A 14,975-nucleotide genomic window follows, 5' to 3' on the forward strand; every position below is an offset into this window, starting at 1 on the left:
GGGCAACGCGAGAGTTCGAGCGCCGAAGGCGCCTGAATGACACTTTCATCCGGCGGCCCCCGATGCCGCCCGTTGGCCCGTTGGCGACCTTGCACTTGCACGAAATGTCCGCTTCGCGCCGAGAGCGGCCCAAGCCTTCGATAATCGGACGTTATCGCAACTGAGCGCTGTCGACCGAACAGCCCGCGCTTTGGCAGCGGTGAAACATTGTTCTGGTTGCTCAATCTTTGCCTGCAGAGGCTCCCCTAACGTTCAACCATGCTGGGGCCATTTCAAACTTGCTGTCTGCGGATTTCCTTTGATCTCCCGGTGCACACGTCGTGCACACGACACCTCCTAACTTGCTGAAACACTTAAGCTCTCGCTCCAATCCATCATGGGCCAATTTGAGCTAGCTCCAGCCAACGCGATCGAGGCTGATCAATAGTGGTCCGCTTTTCGCCAAGAACAGCTGCCTCCCTGCGAGGTCGCATCTTGACCCGGCTGAGACAATGAGGCTCACACGACGTTAGCGCGTCCGCGCATCGCGTCCCACCACGGACAGGTGCCAGCCATGCGTTCGTAGTTGCCTTCCATCACCTGAACAGGTGCGCGGCGCGTCTCAGCACGTGGGGTGGGCGCGCCGATGTCTTCGAACAGGCCCTTATGGCCCCAGAAGCTGCCGAGATTGGTCATCTCCACGGGCGGCGTAACGTCGTCCACCTCCCTGCCACCCCAGCCACATTCCACGTAAATGTTCGACGGCGTGCGCATGTAGTACGACGTCATGAGATCGTTGGGGTGGCGGCCAAGTGTGGCGACGATTTGATCCGGCGCGCTTTGCAACAGATCGTAGCCTTGGCCGACATCGTCGAGCTGATAGTACTCAACGAGCAAGTGATGCATGCTGCGCACTGGCGCGGCCACCAGAGCCACGCTGTGATGGCGTGTGTTGACGTGCATGAAGTAGGCCCTCAGTGGGGCAACCATGAAGTCGCTGACGCGAAACCCCAGCAGGTCCTTGTAGAAGCCCAGGGCGGCATCGATCTCTGGGAATGTCAGAAGGGTGTGGCCCATGCCTTGTGGGCCGGTGCGGAAACCGGAGATGTCGCGGCCAGGCTTAAAGGCCGTGTCAGCTACCTCTGCACCGTGAAAGGCTTCCAAACGATTGCCGGCGGGATCGGGAAAGGAGATCAGCTCCATCACACAGCGCTGGTCCGCCAGCGCTGCGGGCTCGCGCTTCACGGCGACGCCGGCGGCTTCGAGGCGAGCGGCGAGCGACTCGAGAGCGGCGGCATCGGCGACTTCCCAGCCGAAGACCTGAGCGCCCGGCTCAATGGTCCGGTCGATGAACAGACGCTGTTTGCGGTCGTCCATACGGAAGGCACGCATTGAGCTGACGCGGTCCACGGCCTGCATACCAACGTTTGATGTGGCGAACGCGGCCCAATCATCGAGGTTTGACGCGCCGACACCGAGATAACCGAAAGCCTGGATTTCCATGGTCTATCTCCCCGGTTCTTTGCTCGACAAGCGTAAGAGGCGCCGACCGCCATTGCAATCGAAGTATTGGGGCGTTCGCTCGTCAACCGACATCCAAATCCCGCGCGGTCGCGACCGTCTGGAATAGCGAACATCGTAAATTCACGCTGCCAAGCATACTCAAACGCGCTGTAGTCGGAGTTTCGCTTAGTGCCAGAAGCTGCCGCGAGTTATGCTCCAGTAGGCAAATGCGCTCACCCGCGTTCGCGGGTTTACAAATCCGCACCAGCGGGCGTTGCCGCTTCTTCGGAAATACAGGATCGCAGCAAACCGATCTATTGGCTATGGTTGCCGAGATCGTTCCCAATCTAGCGGCGCGCGGTGGGAAAGATGACTCTGGGCCCACGTCTGTCGCAAATTGAACGGCCGTGCCTCATACTTGGCGGCCCCACAATCACGCTGGTCTGCGCAGTGACGTTTGTCGTGGCGCTGGGCACAGCTCGCGCCTTCGCCGCTGGCATTAGTTATCTGACCGCGCCGGGAATTCCTGCAAAGGAATTTCCCTCACCCAGACGTCCGGTTGCGCCGATCGCCAGCCTCAGTCGGTCCGCCGAGGAGCACCGCGACTCCCTGAATGAGGCCGGTGAGGTCGCACGTCTTCTTGAGCTGAAACCAGGCATGACGGTCGGCGATATCGGTGCCGGCAGCGGCTACTACACGGTCCGCCTCTCATACCTCGTCGCTCCCAGCGGCTCCGTCGTCGCCCAGGACGTCACGCGAGAGTACCTCATCGAGCTCCGCAGGCGAACGGCGCGACTGAGACTGACAAACGTCATATTCGCGATGGGCGAACCACACGACCCCCGCCTGCCCAAGTCCTCGCTGGACGCCGCTATCCTCGGGCACATGTACCACGAGATAGCCCAACCCTATGCCCTTCTCTATGATCTCGCGCCCGCTTTTAAGCCGGGCGCACGGATCGGAATTGTCGATTTCGAGCGTCCCACGTCAAGGCACGGCACGCCGATTGTTGCGCTGCGAACTGTCCGCCGTTGGCTATGGCGAGATCGCCACGCATCAGCTCGCAGGCGACGGCGGATACTTGGCGGTGTTTATTCCACCGCAAGAAGCGGGTCGAAAATCGCCGCGCGATATCGTTGCTTGTACGGACAGTGCTGGCCAGCGTTGATTCTTGCTTCCAGGAGGGGAATTTCGCGCTTTTGTCCTCAGCGCTGCGTCGCGAGGAGTTTGAGCTCAGGCCATCATTCGCCCGAATACGCTGCTATTCAACTACAATAAAGATGGCGGCGAGCCAGGAAGCTCAATGCCGAGCACGAACGCGCTAACGAGATGGATCTGGGTCTAGCGTCGGCACGGATGGTCCAACTCTCAACAGAGTGTGAACGACCGGATCAAATTGGATGACCGGAAGCCGCCAAACAGGACATTGAAGCGCAGAACGAAGCGCGCATCACTGCGTTGCTGCGCTTCGCTCGAAGGGCTTATTTTCAGCGATGAACCTCGCGGCCAGCACCAAAGCGCCCATCGAAAATTCCTTTCCGTGCGCAACGATCATGCGCTCCGAGAGTTCCGCCAACTCCTGAAAGAATTGATCCTTGCTTTCGGCTTCGTTGAGCGATCGAGTGGCTGTCATGACTTTGTCTCCTGATGATGCTGGCAAAGGTCTCTGGCGTGGCACCGGGTCAACTATTTGAAAATGTACGGAGGAAACGTCACGATCGCCGCCTCCCCTTCGCTCGTTCCGAATGCAAGATGCTGACCGTCGCTAGACCAACGCAGGGTGTGGACGGCACCTCGACCAGGCGACCTGACGACCAATTCATCGGATTGTCCGATCCTCGCGACCGCGACCATGCCGTCGGCGTAACCAGCCGCAACCAGGCCACGCTCTGGGTGAATATCCACCGTCTCGACGAGGACGAACCGGGCCCGACCCGTGGCAAGGTTCTTCGGCTGATCGCTTCCGTCGTCCAGGCTTGAAACGTCCCATGCGATCATCCGATAGGCTCCGCTCGTAACGAGGACGCGGGAGTCCGCGCTCCACGAAAGAGATGCAACGGTTGCGGGATAGGTCGGAATACGAACGATCCGCGCATCGGCAAGACGCGCCAAAACAATGCCTGTTTTCCCGACTGACGCAGCCAACCAGCTCCCATCTGGGCTCCACGACAAGGCTGAGACTGAGCCCAACTCAAATGAGGCGGAGGGCTCGGGTCGTGGCCCAAAGCTACGGACGAGCAGACGGCCGTCGGCTCCAATCGCAAAGCGCCGGCCATCCGGCGATACAGCCATTGCCGACGTATGCCCTCCGACCCGCTCCTGCAGCCAGGCCATTTCACCATTGGAATCGTAAAATATGATTGACCCGCCGGAAGCTGTCAGGATGCCCCCCGCCGATACCGGGGCAATCACATCGATAGGCGCCCCGTTGCTCGAGACCACCCGTGTGACGCCGGACGCCGACACACGAAGCAGCCGGCCGTGATCACTGGCGACGAAATCCGAGGCCCCGAGCGGAGCGAGGTGAAGCGGGGCATCGCTGATTATCACCTTCGTCAATGGCGGCACTGGTTTCCGTCGCGGTGAAATCGTCGTCCGGCCGTCGTCGAGCGCCGCGCGACAGCGATCTTGCGCCGGCTCGACGTCAGTTAACGGAGCTATCGCCAACGCTCCATCGGCGAGCGCGAACGCAACTCCCTGTCCCGCAGGATCGAAGGCCGTATTTGTAACGGCCGTACCCACCGTCCAATGCCGCCCAAGCAATTCATAGAGCGTCGCGATCTCTGCTTCCATCGTATCCATCGGTCGCCTCACGTTCGGATCGTCTCATCTACTAGCGGCAATACACCTGTCTAGTTCTTCAAGGCGCTGCTCCAGCGCGGCGCAATGAGCGTCGCATTCCGCCATTTCGGCATTTGCCTTTCGTAAGCGCTCGCGCGCATCCGCGAGGGTCCTGACGAGCTCACGCGAACAGCCGGAGGCTGCAATCTCTTGCTCGGTGCCCTGAATATCGAATTCGGCACCGCCGCTAAGCTGACGGTTGAGCAGATTGCGCGATTGGGCGGCCGATATCTCCTGAACGATCTGCAGCCGCTGGGTCAGCATTTCGACAACAGTCAGGGGAGCGATCCTCATGTATCAGTCTCGATCTGGACCAGGATCCGCTGCAGGCCACCCACGCCCGATACAAATTGGCGCTGCGCGTCATTGATGTGAGATTCCAGCGAGTCCCATAGATCAACCCTCAGCAACCGCGATGGATCGCCAGCCATAATCTCAAGCGCCTGCAGACCGAACTGATGCCGCAAACCAATTCCCTTCAAAACAAAATCCGTCAGTTCGCGCGCATGCGTTTCGATGAAAGGACGCAATAGCGGATGCGCGCCATAGCTGATGCCGCGCTTCGCGAGTTCGGTCTCGATGAACACTACGAAATGCCTAACCAGCAGATTTTGGCTTTCGCCAACCAGGTGCACCATGAAGGTGACGTCGCGGTCCGCGCGCGAAAGGATCTCCGACGCGAGCGCCGCAGCGGCAGGCTCCTCTGTCCCCTTTCGTCCGTCCCAGACCGTCGCCATGCCCGATCCTGCCCTCAGGTCCGTGAACGATACTGATGCAATTTGCGATACAGAGTGGCACGCGAAAGGCCCAGCTTCTCGGCCGCGGCTGCAATGTTGCCGCCTGCGTTTGCGACGGCCCTTTCGATGGCACGACGCTCCATATCGTCGAAGCGTGCAATCTCTTCGCCTTCTGGTCCCGTGGTGTCGCGCCCTGTCTGCAAGGCACCCGGACTCGGCTGAGCCGGCGCTGCTTCCAGGAAATCCTCGGGCAACTCCCTGGGCGTAACCACACCAGTGAGCGTCATCAGCACGAGGTTCTCGATCAGATTGCGCAGTTCGCGAACGTTCCCCGGCCAGCTATAGCGCCGCAATATCTCCATTGCGGCTGCCTCGAAACGTAGCGGTTCGGTGCTATAGATCTCCGCGAACTGTCGGTTGAAATGATCGATCAGAATCTCGACATCGCCCAGGCGCTCGCGGAGCGGCGGGATGGTGATCTTGACAACGCCGATCCGGAAATACAAGTCCTTACGGAAACGTCCTTCCGCTACTTCCTGCTTCAGATTCCGATTGGTCGACGCCACGAGCCGAACGTCCACTGGACGCGGCTTGTTGTCGCCGAGGCGGTACACCGCACGCTCTTCCAGCACGCGGAGCAAGTACGGCTGCAGATCCAGCGGCATCTCCCCGATCTCGTCGAGGCTGAGCACGCCGCCATTGGCAAATTCGAAGCGGCCTGGCTTTCCTTCTCGTGTGGCGCCGGTATAGGCGCCCGGCGCGTGTCCGAACAGTTCGCCACCGAGAAGCTCTTTCGAGACCGCACCACAATTGAAGGCGACGAAAGGCTCTTTGCCGGTCTTCTGGCTGGCGGCGTGAACGAGACGAGCAAACAGTTCTTTGCCAACCCCGGTCTCACCCTCAAGCAGGATAGCTGTCCGACCAAGTGCCGCCCGCTCAACCTTCTCGACCGCATCCTGCAATGCGTCGCTACATCCGACGATCGCTTCCTTGGCCGACATGATGGCTGCACGAGTTGCCGGCGACACCTGAGGCGCAGCGGAACTTATCCGTGGCCTCGATGCAAGCACGAGCATCGCTCCCTTCACAACCCCGTCGACCAACAGCGGCTCGATCCGCTGGTCGCGCAATTCGTCGGGCAACCCGCTGGCCAGCTCTTTGCCCAGCAGGCCTTCGTTGCTCGGAAGAAGTTGAGTTCCGATGGTCAAGTCGCGAGACTGCGCGATCCGCCGCCAGCGAACCGACGCCATGTCGTTGTGATGAACGACCCGACCGAAACGATCCAAGATAACCACACCGTCCGCGCTGCCCATCCCTGGCATTCGAGAAATGCTGGCCTCGAGCAGCCGTATTCTTTCAAGGCGGACCTTTTCCGAGAGCGCAAGCTCGATGTGATTGGCCGCAATCACCGCCAGTGCGACGTTGTGCCGGTGAAAGATCGCCTGAGGTCCAGAAAAATCAATGATGCCAATGATGCTGCCGTCGATGGGGCTGCGAATGGGGCTACCGACGCAAGTCCAGGCCTTGATGCCTTCGGAAAAATGCTCGGCTGCATGGACATGGACCGGTTTTCCCGTGACGAGCGCAGTGCCGATGCCGTTGGTGCCGGTCACCGTCTCACCCCAGGCGGCGCCGACCTCGAGACGAATATCGTGCCCTGCATCAATCGTCCGCTGATCGCCGCCCACGTCGAGCACAACGCCGTTCCTGTCGGTGATAACCAGCATGGTCGCGGCGTCGCCGAGCACTTCCGCGACGCGGCGGAAAGTCTGTGCGCTCGAACCTAGTAAGTCGTCGTTCTTCAGACGCAGCTCATAGAGATCGTCCGGCGAGGCCACGAGATTGCTGCCCTTGCAATGCGCATTGACACCGGAGTTGATGCTGCGCTGCCATGATTTCTCGATGACGCCTCGCACAAGCGCGTTCTCACGCCTGAGGTCGCCAAACGTCAGAAAGTCTTCCCAGGCCCTATTGGTCTCTCGTTCATCATATGGCTGTCCCTGCTCCGCATCCGTGGCGTCCGGAATTCTGTAGCCTTCCAGGGAGAACGGCGGCTTAGCCATGAGCGTTTCCGTCAGCATTGGAGCACCATACCTAAGTTGGCAAACAACCCGATCGGCAGAAACGACCTGAACCGGACCTGACCGGGATCGTCATCCCCACAGGCCCGGCTCACGGAGATCATTCGGCGCTTTTGACGACGGCATCCAAGCCGAGACGGCCTGCAATGACTTGTTCCAGGCTCTGCTCAGACGTCTCGTCGGGCACGCTCACGCCCTCAAGATCGGCGAGGACTTTCCGGATTTCCTCATCCAGCGGATCGAACATCCCGTTCTCGCGCGTCGCCAGGGCGAAGTATCGCGATTGGCCCCCTCCACGCAGTTCGCCGACAAAATAGAGTTGCCGCCCCGACCCGAGATCTACGATCACGACGCGGCCGTTGAGGCTGATCCGCACATAGGGTTCCGCCTCTCTCGGACGGCTCGGCGGCGTGTACCACAACTTGCCCGATGGCTGGGGCTGCGGAGGAGGCGTGGGATTGCGCAACTCCTGCCAGCGCCCACCGCTCAGATGATTGGCGAGCGCATCGATCTTCGTGCGGTTCTTTTGAATGAAGTCCTTCGCTGCGGCCTGTTCGCGGTACGGCCCGTCGCGCTTTGAAATGATGTCGACCACGGTCTCCTCCTTCCCCGGTCAATCGGATGGCCGTGAAGGCTTGTTGTACCGCCTCCTTCGGCGCATGCCGGAGCTCCTAAGATTGTAGCTCGTTCTAGATCATTGTCACCGTCCAATCACTCGAACGCGGAGCTCAAGCTGTCGCCACCATCTCGCTCGTCACGCCGGCCTTGAACACGTAACCGGACAGTGCGGCCCCGATGCACGGCGCCACGAAATATAGCCACACCTGCGACAACGCATCGGGGCCGGCGAACAGTGCTGGGCCGAACGAGCGCGCCGGATTGACCGAGGCGCCCGATACAGCGATGCCAGCGAGATGGATCGCCACCAGGGTGAGGCCGATCACCAAACCCGCGTAGACCGATGCCGCGCCTTTTTGCGTTGCACCCAGGATCACAGTCAGGAACAGAAACGTCGCAGCGGCCTCGAACACGAACGCGGAGAGCACGCCATATTGTCCCCAACCGTTCTGGGCGAAGCCGTTCGCTGCGACGTCATAGCCGCCGACCTTGCCTTCCGCGATCAGATACAGCACCGCTGCAGCCGCGATTGCGCCAATGAACTGCGCGACGATGTAGCCGCCGAAATCCCGCGGCCCCATCCGGCCGGCCACGAGCACGCCTAGGCTGACGGCCGGGTTGAGGTGTGCGCCGGAGATATGCCCGATCGAATAGGCCATCGCGACCACCGACAGGCCGAATGCGAACGCGACGCCCAGTAGCCCGACTTCGGATCGCATGAAGATCACGGTCGCGCAGCCGAAGAACACGAGCGCGAACGTGCCGATGAATTCCGCAACATACTTACGCATGACTTCCCCTCCTTGGTGATGGTCTCGATGCCGAGGCGGTTGATCCGCCCCTCTCCGCTCGGTCAGGTTTGCGATTGATCCGAGTATCTGTCCGCGGTATCCCGCGCGCCGAATCCGGCGCGGCGGAATACGTACCGCGTAGACGTGCCTCATGCGCGCCCAAGCTTCTCTGCTCCGCCGCCCAGCGCCGGTCCCTGTGTCGGATCGACGTACTCCGGCACGTCTGCAACCAATGTATTGGTGGTCAGCACCAGCGTGGCGACAGAAGCCGCGTTCCGAAGCGCCGTATAGGTCACGCGGACCGGGTCGACGATGCCCGCCGAGACCATGTCGAGGAACTTGCCGTTGGCGGCGTCGAAGCCGACACCCGCCGGCGCGCCCTGCAAGTCGGCCACGACCTTTTCCGCATCGTGGCCCGCGTTCCGAGCAATGAACGCGGCGGGACGGGACAGCGTCTCGCGCACCAGCTTAATGCCCTCGCCCAGGTCGCCATTGATGTTGCCGAGCGTGCGGGCGACCACCGGCGCGCACTGCGCCAATGCCGTGCCGCCTCCCGGCACGATGCCCTCCTCGGCTGCGGCACGCGCCGCACTGAGCGCATCGTCGATCAACTGGATCGTCCGTTTCTGCTCCACGGGTGTGACACCGCCGGCAAAAATCACGGCTGTCCCGCCTGAGAGCTTCGCGAGCCGCTCCTTGAGCTTGTCTTGCTCGATATTCGGTGGTGCCAGGTCGTATTGTTTGGCCACCTGCTGGCGCCGCGCCGCGATCGCCGCATCGTCGCCACCGCCACGAATGATCACCGTTTCGCGCGCACTGGCCCGAACCTGGCGGGCCGTGCCGAGATCGGCAAGGCTCGCCTCTTCCAGCCTCCCGCCAAGCTCGCGGGCGATCACACGACCGCCGGTCATAATGGCGAGATCGTCCATCATCGCCTTGCGCCAGTGGCCATAGTCGGGCGGATTGACCACCAATATCTTGCCGCGGTTGCCATCGCCAAGCAGTGTGACGACGACTTCGGGCGCAATCTCTTCAGCGACGATCACCAGCGGCCGCCCGGTCGTGGCAACCGACGTGCGCACCGCGGACAGCTCGCTCGGCGATTTGATCTTCAGGTCGGTCAGAAGAATATAGGGCTGGTCCAGCACCACTTCCATCTTCTCGACGTCCGTCACCATGTGATGGGAAATGTAGCCGCGGTCGAACGACATGCCTTCAACGACCTCGAGCGTCGTGCTGGTCGTCAACCCGTACTCGGAACTGATGATGCCGTCCTTGCCAACGCGCTCCACCGCCTCGGCGATCAGACCACCCAGATGGGCGTCAGTCGACGCAATCGTCGCCACCGCCTGCAACGTCTTGCGGTCCGATACGGCGATTGCCGAACTCTTCAGGGTCTCGACCACGACCTCGACGGCTCGGTCAATACCTTTGCAGAGATCTACGGGCTTTGCGCCGCGCTCCAAGGCAGCAACGCCTCTCTGAATAAGACCATTCGCAAGGACCATCGCTGTTGTCGTACCGTCGCCGGCGACTGCGTTGGTCTGCATTGAGACCTCGCGCACCACCTGCGCGCCCATGTTCTCGAAGCGATCCGGCAGTTCGATTTCCGACGCGATCGTAACGCCATCTCGTGACACGATAGGCGTACCGATCGGCCTATCGACCATCGCGTTCATGCCTTTGGGACCGAGCGTCGATTCGACGGCAGCGGCAAGCTTCTGGACTCCGCGCGCAAGAGCGCGACGGGCTTCTATGTCATGCAACAGAACTTTTGGCATCGCGTTTCACTCCCACGTGGTCTATTGTTTGTCTGGTCGGGCGGACTTGCTGACCGCTCCTTTTTTCGGCACTTGCAGGCGCGCCTCATGCGGGCGCGACGGTATGTTGTTCGGCAGCCCCATGCGGCCCGATGGTCCGCACCGAACAGCCACTGCCACAAGTCCCGCATGCGGATGTCCGCGCTGTACTGATCCCGCCGACCTCGCGATAACGGGCTGCAAGAAGACCCCTGCACAATGAACTGTTGAACTCCATGTTGATCCGCACCCCCCGCAGCCGCTGCAGATACGGGGTCAGCTCATGACGTCTGATGGTGTCGCCCTCGTAAGTGACGAAAGCGCGATCGTCGGGGAGATGGGCGAGATGCCGCTGAACCAGAAGCTCACGATAACGCAGTTTCTGGCGCGAAACGTCTCCCGGCCCGAAGTCGACCCCGTCGTAGGTGCCCAGGGTCATCCGGCAGATCGCCGGATCCTCGTAACCAAGGCCGCGCAACGCCAGGATCATGAACTCCTGCCGCCGCTCGAACGCCTTCCGGCGAAACTTCTCGCGCAAGTCGTCAAGAGAGCCTCCAGGTGCAAACTCCTTGAGCGCGTCGGCGAATGACTTCCCCTCGCTGACGCCCTGGTTGATCTCCCGAGCGACCATATGATCCCGGAGCTCCGGTCGCGCCTGACGGACCCACGGCAGCGCTGACACCGCCTGACGCATGTCGTCGGCCATGAGGAATGCGAAGTTGGCCGCACACCAGAAGGTCGGTAAGCGAAAGACGATGTCGACTCCGCCATCTTCATGCACGGTGACGAGTTCGACAAACCCAAGGTCGGTCACGGACTCGTCTAGCTCGGGATCCGTGACTGTGGCGAGGCGTGCCCACACCTCGCCTGCTTTTCGGTCACGATGTTGGAGGACCTCGCCCATCCTCATCACTCCGCTGCGACCGCGTGAGCTTTTTTCGCAAGCTTCGCCTTCTGGGCTTCGACGTCGACGCCATAAAGGCGCGCGGCGTTAAGACCCAGAATCTTCTTCTTGGCCTGCGGGGTGAGATCGACGCCGTGCTCCTGCTTCAGATCCTCGGGCAGCTCGAAGTTCCAGAACTTTTCGACCAGCCAGCGGGGCGTCCAGATAGCGTAGTCACTGCCGAAGAGAAGCTTGTCTTCGCCGACCCAGAACAAGAGTTCGGAGATGACTTCGGCGAAATACCGCGGGCGTCCATGGATGAACGGCAGCGCCACCGCCAGTCCACCATAGACGTTGGTCTCCTGCACCGCGATCCAACAGAAATCGTCAAGCCGCGGCAGCCCGCAATGCTCGATGATGAAATTGAGGCCCTGGAAGTCGGTGGCCGCGTGATCCACGTCGTGGACATCAAACGCATCCTTGTCCAGCGGGATGATGGTCGGCCCCTTGTGGACATGAATGTTCTTGATTCCGAGCTTCTCGCAGAGCTCGAAGCAGCGATAGGCGTTGGGATCCGTTAGCTTCCAGCCGCGCGAGTCACCCTTCCACTCCGCCGTATAGAGCTTGACGCCCTTGATGCCGAACGTCTCCTTCATGTAGTGAATGTATTCAAGCGCCCGCTCGCCATCGCGCGGATCAAACGCGCCATTGACGATGAAGCGATCCTTGCACTTCTTTGCCATCTCGGCGTTGCGGTCGATGGTGTTGAAGCCGTTCTTGTAGAATTCCGTCAAATAGGTCGACTGCACGATGGCCATGTCGTCCGGGCCATCGACGAACAGATCGCGATACATCTGCTCGGCGCTGTATTTTTCGAACTGCTCCTTGGGCCAAAGCTTGTCCTTCGGACTGAGCGACGTGTGGTACGCGTAGAAGCAATCAATGAACTGCTTGCCGTGGATGTTGAGCTGGTTCGCCGGGCTACCGTCCCAGAAATGGGTGTGACCGTCGATGACGAACACTTCCTCGCCAGTGGGAGTTATAAACATGAAAGTCTCCAAGGTTTATAGGTGCTTTTCCATCGATGTCGGGAACGACCGAGCGCGCGAGAAAATGGTGGAGCTGCACGCGGCCCCACCCAGTCTCGGGAGAAAGGTTCACTCGATATATTCGAAGACCTCGTCCATATTGCCGAACAGCGTCACCGTATTATCGTCGATGCGGACCATTCGGCCGTAGTGGGTCGACGTGTTGACCTCAAAGATCTCGGCGGTCATTTCCTTGCCGAGAATCTCGCTGATCTCGTCCATCTTGAAGATCAGCTTGCCTTCGCCGTCGATGCGGATCAGGGCCGGCTGATAGGTCACGGTCACGTTTGGCTTCTTTCCCATGAATTCGGCGATGGCGCGCGCTTCAACGCTGTCGTTCATGGTCACACCGCACTGATGGGAGATCGTCTGTTCGAAACGAAGGTCTCCCATCTTCTGGAAGATGTTCTGGTTGGTGGCAGATCTGGAAGCAACGGACATTGCAATTTACTCCTTGGGAAAGGTGAGGCCGAGTTCGCCGAGAATCTTCTTGATGCGTTCGACCGACTGCGCGCGGGCATCGGCGTACTGCACCGGCTTTGAGTGCGGCTGCGACCAGATCGGCTGCAGGCCTGCGGCCGCCTTGTTGGCGAGCGCCACGTGCTTGTTCACCCAGCCCTGGAACAGCTTCTTGTTGTGAGCTGCGTGCTGATTGTCGGTGACCAGAAGATGCATCAGGTCGATCGTGTTCGCGAGATTGCGCTCATAATCGGCCTCCGCCGCCGAGATGACGGGCGGCGTGATGAAGTCGCCGTTCGACGAGGCCGTCTGCATGAGGAAACCACTGCGGAACAGCTCGCCGACGAGCGGTTCGAACACGATGTTGGTGGCGAAGTACTGCTCGAGATAGTCCGGCGAACCCATGATCGATTCGATCGCTTCCCGGGTACCTTGCCATCCCTTGTCTTCGAGCCAGACGCGCTTGCCCGCCGCATCGTCGAAGCCCTGAATGTCCATTCCGATCTCGGCGAGATAGAGCGTGATATCCTGGGCCAGGCGAAGCTTGTAGGACGAGTTTGTCAGCGTCGCGTTGTTGATCATCTGGGTATAGCCGTAGCGCTGGGCCTGCATCAGTGACGTGCCAAGCCCAAACTCGGCGTGCTTCCACGCTCCGAGATGATTCTGCAGGATCTTGATCCATGCTTTGTCGAACGACTTCGGTGCACCTGACTTGCGGCCATTGGCGATCACCGCCTGAACCATTGCCTCGATCTTGGACTGGCGCTGGTAATGCGTGCGCTCCCATTCCTGATCCGGAGCACGGAAGGCATGCCAGTTCGAGCTCAGCGCCGCCGTGTTGTCCTTGGTATAGGCGCCCTTCCCGTTCGGGAAAGAAATGATCCAGTCTTGCAGCAGATAGCGCTCCGGATCAGGCTGCACGTCAACGGTCACGTCCTCGTAGTGCGTGGCCCGCTTGCTACGTGGCTCGAAATACCGGTACTTGCGGCTGTCCGAGTCGGGGAATATTGCAGCACCGGCTGCGCCGGATCCGACTGAAACACTTGGAACGGCAGTCATAGTCTCTCTCCTCCCATTTGTGGCTTTACACTCGCTAGGTCGACACTCGGACAGAACGCTTCAGTTGGTGGCCGGTGTGAACTTGTCGAAGAAGACGCGCTCCGATTCGACATCATTCATCTGCAAAACTGGCGTCAGCGCCTCGATCATCGGCGATGGTCCGCAGGCATAAACGTCGACGTCCTCGCCATAGCCCGAGCTGCGCAGATGTGCTCCAACCGCCTCGTGCACGAAGCCCTTTTCGCCGTGCCAAGTCGCGTCGTCCACCGCATGAGAAAGTACCGGCACGAACCTGAACTCCGGATGCTTCTCGGACAGCCCGGCAAGGCGCTCGAGATAGAACAGGTCGTTCTGCGTGCGGGCCCCGTAGAAGAAATGTACGGGGCGCACCTCGCCGGAGTTGAGGTGATCGTGCAGGATCGACCACAGCGGCGACATCCCCGATCCGCCGCCAACCAGGATCATGGCTCCGGTTTTGTTTTCTCGTCTGAAGCAGGTGCCGTAAGGTCCCTTGATCCCAACCCTGGTTCCGGCAGCGAGATCTCCGTCGAGCCGGGAGGAGAAGCGTCCGTTCGGGTACTTCTTGATGATGAATGCGAGTTTTTGGCTTTCGCTCGGCGAATTTGCCATGGAAAACGAGCGCGTAATCGTCTCTGCCCCCGAGAGCGTGATGTCGACATATTGACCCGCCCAGAACTTCAGAGGTTGCTCCAGCGAGATTTCGAGCCGCCGAATGTCGTGGGTCAGCGCGGAGACGCTCGTCACCGTGCCCGTGAAGTCCTTGACGGGGATCGACTTCGAGAGCACCTCCTCGTCGTAGTTGAGGAGCTCCACCTCAAGATCCGAGTAGGCCAAGGTTCGGCACAGCAGGATATAATCCTGACCGCGCTCCATTTCGTTGAGGGCGAAGGTCGAATATTTCTTCAGCTCCACATCACCGCCGGTGAGCACGCATTTGCACGCCGAGCACTGTCCCTCCTTGCAACCGTGCGGCAACGCGATGCCCTGGCGGAACGCGGCGTCGAGAACGGTTTCGTTCTCCTCGACCTCGAATTCTATGCCTACCGGTTGCAGGCGAACGACATTAGCGGGCGCGCCCATAGGGGCCTCCTCAAACCAAAGCTTGCGAAATTTCCG

Annotated in this window: 15 protein-coding genes; 1 reads left to right on the forward strand and 14 read right to left on the reverse strand. The window is 60.5% G+C overall.

Features of this window, described 5'->3' with window-relative positions; genetic code table 11:
• Positions 1 to 498 precede the first annotated feature (498 nt).
• Complete coding sequence (locus tag K289_RS0107780) at positions 499 to 1,482, reverse strand: VOC family protein (protein ID WP_027550975.1); 984 nt, start codon at positions 1,480 to 1,482, stop codon at positions 499 to 501.
• A 369-nt stretch (positions 1,483 to 1,851) separates the two neighbouring features.
• On the opposite strand from K289_RS0107780, the gene K289_RS44065 reads away from it, so the two are divergent.
• Entirely contained in the window at positions 1,852 to 2,760 is a 909-nt protein-coding gene (locus K289_RS44065; protein ID WP_245283862.1) for a class I SAM-dependent methyltransferase, read from the forward strand.
• Between the two features lie 172 nt (positions 2,761 to 2,932).
• Here K289_RS44065 and K289_RS0107790 read toward each other — a convergent pair whose 3' ends face one another.
• The 13 genes from K289_RS0107790 to K289_RS0107850 all read right to left on the reverse strand — a co-directional run bounded on the left by K289_RS0107790 (position 2,933) and on the right by K289_RS0107850 (position 14,939).
• The gene (locus K289_RS0107790) at positions 2,933 to 3,115 is read right to left on the reverse strand and encodes a hypothetical protein (RefSeq protein ID WP_027550976.1); all 183 of its coding nucleotides are present in this window, start codon (positions 3,113 to 3,115) and stop codon (positions 2,933 to 2,935) included.
• 53 nt (positions 3,116 to 3,168) lie between these two features.
• Positions 3,169 to 4,284, reverse strand: a complete 1,116-nt coding sequence (locus K289_RS0107795; RefSeq protein ID WP_027550977.1) for a WD40 repeat domain-containing protein — start codon at positions 4,282 to 4,284, stop codon at positions 3,169 to 3,171.
• Between the two features lie 24 nt (positions 4,285 to 4,308).
• Positions 4,309 to 4,617 (reverse strand): hypothetical protein, encoded by a 309-nt coding sequence (locus K289_RS0107800; RefSeq protein WP_027550978.1) that lies wholly within the window; start codon positions 4,615 to 4,617, stop codon positions 4,309 to 4,311.
• Positions 4,614 to 5,060 carry a hypothetical protein gene (locus tag K289_RS0107805; protein WP_027550979.1) on the reverse strand — a complete coding sequence of 149 codons (447 nt, stop codon included), beginning with the start codon at positions 5,058 to 5,060 and terminating at the stop codon, positions 4,614 to 4,616. Before K289_RS0107805 ends, K289_RS0107800 begins: the two co-directional genes overlap by 4 nt.
• Positions 5,061 to 5,074: 14 nt before the next feature.
• On the reverse strand, positions 5,075 to 7,123 hold the full coding sequence (locus tag K289_RS0107810) for a sigma-54-dependent Fis family transcriptional regulator (protein ID WP_245283863.1): 2,049 nt from the start codon (positions 7,121 to 7,123) through the stop codon (positions 5,075 to 5,077).
• A 118-nt stretch (positions 7,124 to 7,241) separates the two neighbouring features.
• The gene (locus tag K289_RS0107815; protein ID WP_027550981.1) at positions 7,242 to 7,736 is read right to left on the reverse strand and encodes a hypothetical protein; all 495 of its coding nucleotides are present in this window, start codon (positions 7,734 to 7,736) and stop codon (positions 7,242 to 7,244) included.
• 133 nt (positions 7,737 to 7,869) lie between these two features.
• Positions 7,870 to 8,550 (reverse strand): MIP family channel protein, encoded by a 681-nt coding sequence (locus tag K289_RS0107820; protein ID WP_027550982.1) that lies wholly within the window; start codon positions 8,548 to 8,550, stop codon positions 7,870 to 7,872.
• A gap of 149 nt (positions 8,551 to 8,699) precedes the next feature.
• Complete coding sequence (locus tag K289_RS0107825; protein WP_027550983.1) at positions 8,700 to 10,331, reverse strand: molecular chaperone GroEL; 1,632 nt, start codon at positions 10,329 to 10,331, stop codon at positions 8,700 to 8,702.
• 85 nt (positions 10,332 to 10,416) lie between these two features.
• Positions 10,417 to 11,253, reverse strand: coding sequence for a metal-sulfur cluster assembly factor (locus K289_RS0107830; protein ID WP_027550984.1), 837 nt, complete (start codon positions 11,251 to 11,253; stop codon positions 10,417 to 10,419).
• Between the two features lie 5 nt (positions 11,254 to 11,258).
• Positions 11,259 to 12,281, reverse strand: coding sequence for an amidohydrolase family protein (locus K289_RS0107835; RefSeq protein WP_027550985.1), 1,023 nt, complete (start codon positions 12,279 to 12,281; stop codon positions 11,259 to 11,261).
• A 108-nt stretch (positions 12,282 to 12,389) separates the two neighbouring features.
• On the reverse strand, positions 12,390 to 12,761 hold the full coding sequence (locus K289_RS0107840; protein WP_027550986.1) for an MmoB/DmpM family protein: 372 nt from the start codon (positions 12,759 to 12,761) through the stop codon (positions 12,390 to 12,392).
• Positions 12,762 to 12,767: 6 nt separating this feature from the next.
• Entirely contained in the window at positions 12,768 to 13,838 is a 1,071-nt protein-coding gene (locus K289_RS0107845; protein WP_027550987.1) for an aromatic/alkene monooxygenase hydroxylase subunit beta, read from the reverse strand.
• Positions 13,839 to 13,898: 60 nt separating this feature from the next.
• Positions 13,899 to 14,939 carry a 2Fe-2S iron-sulfur cluster-binding protein gene (locus K289_RS0107850; protein WP_027550988.1) on the reverse strand — a complete coding sequence of 347 codons (1,041 nt, stop codon included), beginning with the start codon at positions 14,937 to 14,939 and terminating at the stop codon, positions 13,899 to 13,901.
• Positions 14,940 to 14,975: the final 36 nt, after the last annotated feature.

It is taken from the genome of Bradyrhizobium sp. Cp5.3, assembly GCF_000426265.1.
Lineage (GTDB): Bacteria > Pseudomonadota > Alphaproteobacteria > Rhizobiales > Xanthobacteraceae > Bradyrhizobium > Bradyrhizobium neotropicale.